The organism is bacterium, assembly GCA_024224155.1.
Lineage (GTDB): Bacteria > Acidobacteriota > Thermoanaerobaculia > Multivoradales > JAHEKO01 > CALZIK01.
Window position 1 is genome coordinate 1 of record JAAENP010000439.1, and the last position, 6,166, is coordinate 6,166.

General features: G+C 65.3%; 6 protein-coding genes. 2 read left to right on the top strand and 4 right to left on the bottom strand.

Annotated features, from left to right (window positions below):
- Positions 1 to 635, bottom strand: a 635-nt coding sequence (locus GY769_21565) for a histidine kinase (GenBank protein MCP4204507.1), incomplete at its 3' end; no start/stop codon positions are given.
- A 276-nt stretch (positions 636 to 911) separates the two neighbouring features.
- On the opposite strand from GY769_21565, the gene GY769_21570 reads away from it, so the two are divergent.
- Positions 912 to 1,694 (top strand): ion transporter, encoded by a 783-nt coding sequence (locus tag GY769_21570; GenBank protein MCP4204508.1) that lies wholly within the window; start codon positions 912 to 914, stop codon positions 1,692 to 1,694.
- Between the two features lie 43 nt (positions 1,695 to 1,737).
- On the opposite strand, the gene GY769_21575 is transcribed toward GY769_21570, so the two are convergent.
- Complete coding sequence (locus tag GY769_21575) at positions 1,738 to 3,579, bottom strand: hypothetical protein (protein ID MCP4204509.1); 1,842 nt, start codon at positions 3,577 to 3,579, stop codon at positions 1,738 to 1,740.
- Between the two features lie 7 nt (positions 3,580 to 3,586).
- Complete coding sequence (locus tag GY769_21580) at positions 3,587 to 5,506, bottom strand: DUF3857 domain-containing protein (GenBank protein ID MCP4204510.1); 1,920 nt, start codon at positions 5,504 to 5,506, stop codon at positions 3,587 to 3,589.
- Between the two features lie 157 nt (positions 5,507 to 5,663).
- Here GY769_21580 and GY769_21585 point away from each other — a divergent pair, with 157 nt between their 5' ends.
- A complete protein-coding gene (locus GY769_21585) occupies positions 5,664 to 5,930 on the top strand; it encodes a hypothetical protein (protein MCP4204511.1) in 267 nt (88 codons plus the stop codon).
- A 7-nt stretch (positions 5,931 to 5,937) separates the two neighbouring features.
- Here the strand turns inward: GY769_21585 and GY769_21590 are convergent.
- On the bottom strand, positions 5,938 to 6,166 hold a 229-nt coding region (locus GY769_21590; GenBank protein MCP4204512.1), incomplete at its 5' end, for a hypothetical protein.

Genomic DNA, 6,166 nt, shown 5'->3' on the forward strand with positions numbered 1-6,166 from the left:
CGCAACAGATCACCGAGCTGGCGGATGACCCGCTGGCCGCGGCGGGGCTCTGTCTCCATCAGCGAGGAAACCGTGTGGAGGGCGTTGAACAGGAAATGCGGGCGCAGCTGGGTCTGCAGGCTCTGGAGCTGTGCTTCGGTGAGCTGGGCTCGCAGCTCGGCGGTCCGGCGATCTCGCTCCGCCAAGCGCCGCGAGTAGGAGACGTAATAGGCGAGTCCGGCGACCAGGAAGTACATGAGGAGGTTGAGCTGAAAGGTGTGGGTCAGCACCTTTTGGAAGATCATGCCGTAGGACGATGCGTGCCCGCCCGCGAGATTGCGCAGTGCGGCGATGCCCGCGTCCGCGAGCGAGTGCAGGAACGCCACGCCGACCGCGGCGCCCAGGTGAAGCGGCAGCGTCCGCCGTAAGCTCCGTCCCGAAGCGTCCGTCCAGCGTACGAACCGAACGACGAGGGGAGTCAGCAGAGCCCAAACCAGCGCGTCCGGCATGCCATACCAGGCGGCTTTGTGCCAGCCGATGTCGGGAACCTGCGCCCGCAGACGAGCGGTATTCTCCAGGCCCCACAAAAACCAGGCGACCGAGATGCCCAGCCAGCCGAAGGGACGCTCCTCCTTGGGAGCCCCCGGTTCTTTCATTCGGCCGAGAGTCTCAGAACAGGCGACCGTATACAAACCCGAGCGGTCGTTTTGCGAGCTCCTGCAACGCACCAAAGTCCCGGCCGATCTTCGCTCTGGCCCGGTCGTACTGGCTTTCGTGCCGCTTGCGACAAAGCCCCTTTTCCTGGCAAGTTCGGACCAAGGTCGATCAGAGAAGCGGGCGGAGGTAACCATCCGGCCGCAGCCTGCTGAGAGTACGGTACAGTCTCGAGCGGCATGAGCGCGCAGCCGGGGCATGACAGCTGGCGCCACCGGATGCACGAGGTCATCTTCGAGGCCGACACGCCCGCCGGCAAGACCTTCGACGTCGCCCTGCTGCTGGCAATCGTCCTGAGCGTGGCTGCGGTCCTGCTCGAAAGCGTCGGCGAGATTCGCGCCCAGTACGGCACCGAGCTGCGCGCCATCGAGTGGTTCTTCACTATCCTCTTCACGATCGAGTACGTCCTGCGCCTGGTCTCGGTGGGGCGACCGATGCGCTACGCGGTGAGCTTCTTCGGCATCGTCGATCTGCTGGCGATCCTGCCCACCTACCTGAGCTTCGTCATCGCCGGCAGCCAGTCCTTGCTCGTAATCCGGGCGCTGCGGCTCTTGCGGGTCTTCCGCGTCTTGAAGCTCGCCCATTTTCTGGGCGAGGCCCACCTGCTCTACGCGGCGCTGCGCGCGTCGAGCCGGAAGATCGTGGTCTTCCTCGGCGCGGTGCTGACCGTAGTCCTGATCGTCGGTGCGGCGATGTACCTGATCGAGGGGCCGGAGAACGGCTTCACCAGCATCCCCCAGGCGGTCTACTGGGCGATCGTCACCATGACCACGGTCGGCTACGGCGACCTCTCGCCGCAGACCGCGACCGGCAAGCTCCTGGCCTCGGTGGTGATGATCCTGGGCTACGGCATCATCGCGGTACCGACCGGGATCGTGTCGGTCGAGATCGCCTCGAGTCTCAGGTCGGCGACCCACACCCAGTCCTGCACCGAGTGCGGCGGCGAGGGCCACGCGGTCGACGCCCGCTACTGCAAGTACTGCGGCGCCGAGCTGTCCTGAGCGGCGAGCGCATGTGGCGCACGGGCGAGAAAGCTTCGCGACCTCAGTCGCCGCATTCGAGGCGGATTCGTCGTTGGAAAGCCCGGTGCTCGGCGACGGATAGCTCCCGCAGGGCGTCCAGTCGATCGTTCTCGAACCACCTTCTGCTCACCTCGCCGTGCCGCTCGATCAGCAGGGCGCCGCTGCCGTCGGTTTTGACGGTCTGGAGAAAGCCGCCGGCGGCATTGGCGATCCGGACCTGGTCGGTTGCCGGTAGGCACCACCCTCGAGGGAACCTCAAGCGCCACTTTGCTTGCCGGACCCGAGCCCCGTACGCGATCGCCGAGTCGACCTCGTCTAGAAGTCGAGGCTGGGGAGCCGACCTCAGGCCGGGCAGCCGAAATGACGCCCGGGCCGCGGTTCCTTGAACGAGACCGTCGACTTCGAGTGTCGTGGACATCAGCACCGCAGGCACCCTGCCCGACCTCTCTCCCCAGCTGACATCCTCGAGCCGCGCTCCGGGGAGCAAGCCTTTGAAGATCGCCATCACTTCCTCGCCGGCGATCTGAGTGGGCTCGCTTTCGATCTGATCCAGCAAGTGGGCTCCGTAGGTTCCCCTGAGCGCGATCGTGGCCCGGCCGGCGACGTCGCCGTCGGGTGAAACCTCGACATCCGCCGTGAGCTCGACGTTCTCGTGCTCCGGGCGAAGCGGGGTGCGAACCAGACCACCTCCTTCGCCGGTCACCACCAGGGCGTCTTGGTCCTGAACGCCGGGATGAAGCCAGCCGGCGGTTCCCCGCGATTGAGTGGGATCGATGAACAGGTAGCCTCCTCCGACCGGATCGTCCTCGTCGGTTTCGACCTCAGTCTCGGGAACCGCGACGATCAGGTGATTGAACTGGATCGGCGAAGGGAAGGCGGGCTCGATCCGCCCGGAGCGATCGAGCAACACCAGAGCGGGGTAGGCCTCTATTCCGACCTCTTTGAGCAGCGCGATCAGCAAGAGTCCCTTGTCCTTGCAGTCGCCCCACTTGCGCTCGAGCACCTCCCGAGGAGCCGACGGGCGGTAGCCACCAATGCCGACCTCGACCGCGACGTAGCGCACCTTGCGCCGCAGGTGCTCGACGAGCGCCTCCAGACGTTGGCGCGGCGTTCGAGCATCGGAGGTCAGCGACGCTGCAAGCCGCCGAACCTCTGGCGTTCCCGTCGGCAAACCGTCCAGCAGCCTTCCGTACCAGTCGCTCACCGCTTGCCAGCTGCCATCAGGGTCCCAGGACCATCGGAGCACCGGCTCGCTGGCGGCACCCCCGGCTGCGAGCTCAGGTGGATCCACGGCTTCGAGATCTCGACCGCGAATCCGGACGCCGTCGGGAAGATCCTCGACCTGTAACCCTTCCCCGGGCCCGTCGAGGCGCCATCTGACGCCGCCTGTGATCGTAACCAGCAGATCCGAGATCCGGTCATCGCCGAGCAGTACCATCTGGCTCGAAGGGAAGTAGGGCTCGATCTCGACCTCGTAGGCGACCTCGAGGACGGTATCCAGACCAAGCCCCGGGAACTCGACAACGTGAAAGTACTGGGAGCTGGCAGTGGCGTCCCCGGAGTGCTCGACCCGATCTTGCGACTTGCGCCCCACTCGGCGGCGCCGTCCGTTCGCCGTTATTGTCGCGGCTTCGAAAGAGCCGAGCCGGCGATTGGAGTCGAGCCGCACCGAGTAGTGTGACCACGCTTCCAGATCGCTAGGGCTTTCGAGTCGCACGCGAATCTTGGTGCGCTCTTGGAGGAGACCGGAATCGGTGACCTCTATCGCGACTTCCTTGCGCAGTACGAGGGCCGCGTCGGCGTCGAGGGTCGTCCCGAGCACCGCGACGGAGGCCAAGCCCAAGAGCCGTAGTAGAGAGCTCACTCGACGTTTACTCTCGGAGCAGCACCACGGGACGGGCGTCGAGCTTCGACGCCTGGTCGTAGAGGTTTCGCAGGGCCGTGTAGCCATCGTTGCCACCAAACTCGCGGCCGCTGAGCTCGAAGCGGCGCTTGAACTCCACTCGCCTTGCCGTCTCGGCGGTCTCCGTGTGGACTTCGACCGTCCCGGCCGTGCCGGTGTGGCTGGCGTCAGGCGGCGCTGCCTGGAGCTCCCAACCCTCGGGCCAGGAAAGGGTCGCGGTGAGCCGGTCGAGTCTTCCGTAGAGCATCTGCACGGGCGTTCGTCGCTGCCCGGCCGGCAAGCTGAAGGGGTGCGCAGCGGGGCCCAGGGGCTTCGACAGATAGACCGACACTTCGTCTCCCAACACTTCCTCGTCGCGCTGGCGCAGCGACCAGCCGATGCGGACGTGCTGCTCGCGTAGGTCTTCTTCGACCTCGATGGCGGTAACGTCGTAACCCGAGAACCGTTCCTCCAGATACTCGCGCCAGGCGTCTTCCGTGGCGGCGGTGTCTTCGCCTAGCCGCACATACCTCCAGGCCTGATGACCCTCCAGCTCCAGGCTGCCTCGTCCGCCGACCCGACCATCGGAATCTACCGCGAGATCGAGCGAGGCACGTCTGAGGTTCTCTGTAGCCGGCGCAATGGGCAGTTCGATGATCTCCGGCTTCGAGCGGTGGAACACCAAGGCCGGCGTGCCCTCATAGTACGGAGGAAGCTGGCCGAAACCGGCGCTCCGGTCGACCGGATCGAGATATGTCGTTTCGCGGTCGACTTCGATGCGCACCAGCCCGCCGTCGAACCACCAGGGATTGGCGACGCTCAGATCAACCCGCCCGAGGTTTCGATCGGCGACCCAGATGAGATCGGAATCGACGCCCACGCCGGCCAAGAGCGACTGCAGCAGCAGCGCTTTGGCAACGGGGGTCCCGTGTCCGTCGGCCAATACGCGGTCGACCGTCTGCTTGTCGCCGATTCCGACTCCATAGGTGAGATCGGTTCGGATCTCGTCGCGAACGAAGGCATGCAGCGAGGCGACTTTCTCGATCAGACTCGGTAAACCTGCGGTGAGCGCGGAGGCCTTTTTCTTGGTCTGGCGATCACTGCGCCGCGCGTTCTTGTAGTCGTCCGCGAAGATGCTGCATGCACTCCGCCATGAGTCCAGAAGCGGTTCGGGCCCAGAGCTCAGATTCACCACCGTGGGAACCAACATGAATCGGGTTGCGAGATCGGCGAACGGGAAGCTGTAGGGCTCGTCCGGGATTCCGGCGAGCTGTTCCGCCCAGATGCGGAGCTCGGTTCCCAGCTTCGTCTTCGTGGTCGAGGTCTGTAACGGCTGTGGCTGCGTCTGAACCGCCCAGGGTTCGAGCCCCAGATTGTTCGGCTTGATGTACGTGATCTCGGAAAGCCGTGTCGGCAGGCGGCCGTGGAAGTACCAGGGCTCCAAGTAGAAGAGACTGTCCCAGCGGACCGTGTATCTGTAGTCCAGAATCGCCCCTACCTCGACCGCCGGGAACACCAGCTTGGTGACGAAGGCCTTGAGAGAGCGTGATCGTCGCTCTTCAAAGACCGCGTCTTCAGGCAATGGCACGATCTGCCCATTCGGGAGCACGGTTCGGCCTTCGACCTTCTTGAGACGATAGAAGCCGCTGTGAGGGATCTCGACCTCGCCGTGCTTCTTGCCCTCCTCCGTCAGGATCTTGATCCGCACGTTGACCTTCAGATAGGACGACACCTCGCGGGGGTAGTCCAGCATTCGCAACTCGGCCTTCCGGTACAGGACCAGGGCTGGAGCGGTTGCCTGACCGGGGACGGCGGCCAGGCTACGCTCTTCGTCTGTAATCGGCGGGAAATCGGCGGCCTGCGTCACCCCGGCGAGGCCGACAAGGCAGACCATGAGCCATCTCAACATTGTGTTCTCAGCTCAACCAAAGCTTCACACCAACGAGCGCTGCGAATATGTTACGAGCGGTGCGACCCGCGCCGCGCCACCCGCTGGGGCAGTCCTGATCCGAGAGCGGGCTCGGCACCTACCTGAACAGGCGGTCCGCGCCACGTGAGGTGTCGCTATGCTCGCGCGGGTCACTGAGCCGGTCGAGAAGCCCGGTGCGGTCACCGGCACGCTCGCGGGGCTGGCGTCGGCGATCGCGATCATGTCGATCACCCGCCATCAGGTGAGAGCGCTCTACCTCGATCCGGTCGCCGGTGGACTCGTGGTGCCCGAGGCGCCGCAGTGGGGCAACTTCGCCCTGTTTGCCGTGCTGCTCGTCGCCGGTCTTGTCACCGTCGGCTACATGGTGCGCCGGACCCTGGCCGCGCGCGTCCAGACGGCGTAGGGGACTTCTATGGGCCGAGGACCAGGAGCTCGAGCCGGCCGAAGGTCTTCCGCTCGCGAACGCGGTCGCCGAGCGCGGCCGCGATGGCGGCGGCATTCTCTGCGGGCATCACCAGATAGTCGATCCGCTGCTCGGCGAGCAGCAGCATGAGCTCTGCCGTTCCTTCCGGATCGCTCACGAGCCGGTCGTAGAGACGAGATTTCTGTTCGTTGTCGGGCGTCAGGAACCACTGACCG

Bases quoted from the DNA above. Each gene is read 5' to 3' on its own strand.
- GY769_21570 (MCP4204508.1), top strand. From the start codon at position 912: ATGCACGAGGTCATCTTCGAGGCCGACACGCCCGCCGGCAAGACCTTC.
- GY769_21580 (MCP4204510.1), bottom strand. From the start codon at position 5,506: ATGTTGAGATGGCTCATGGTCTGCCTTGTCGGCCTCGCCGGGGTGACG.
- GY769_21585 (MCP4204511.1), top strand. From the start codon at position 5,664: ATGCTCGCGCGGGTCACTGAGCCGGTCGAGAAGCCCGGTGCGGTCACC.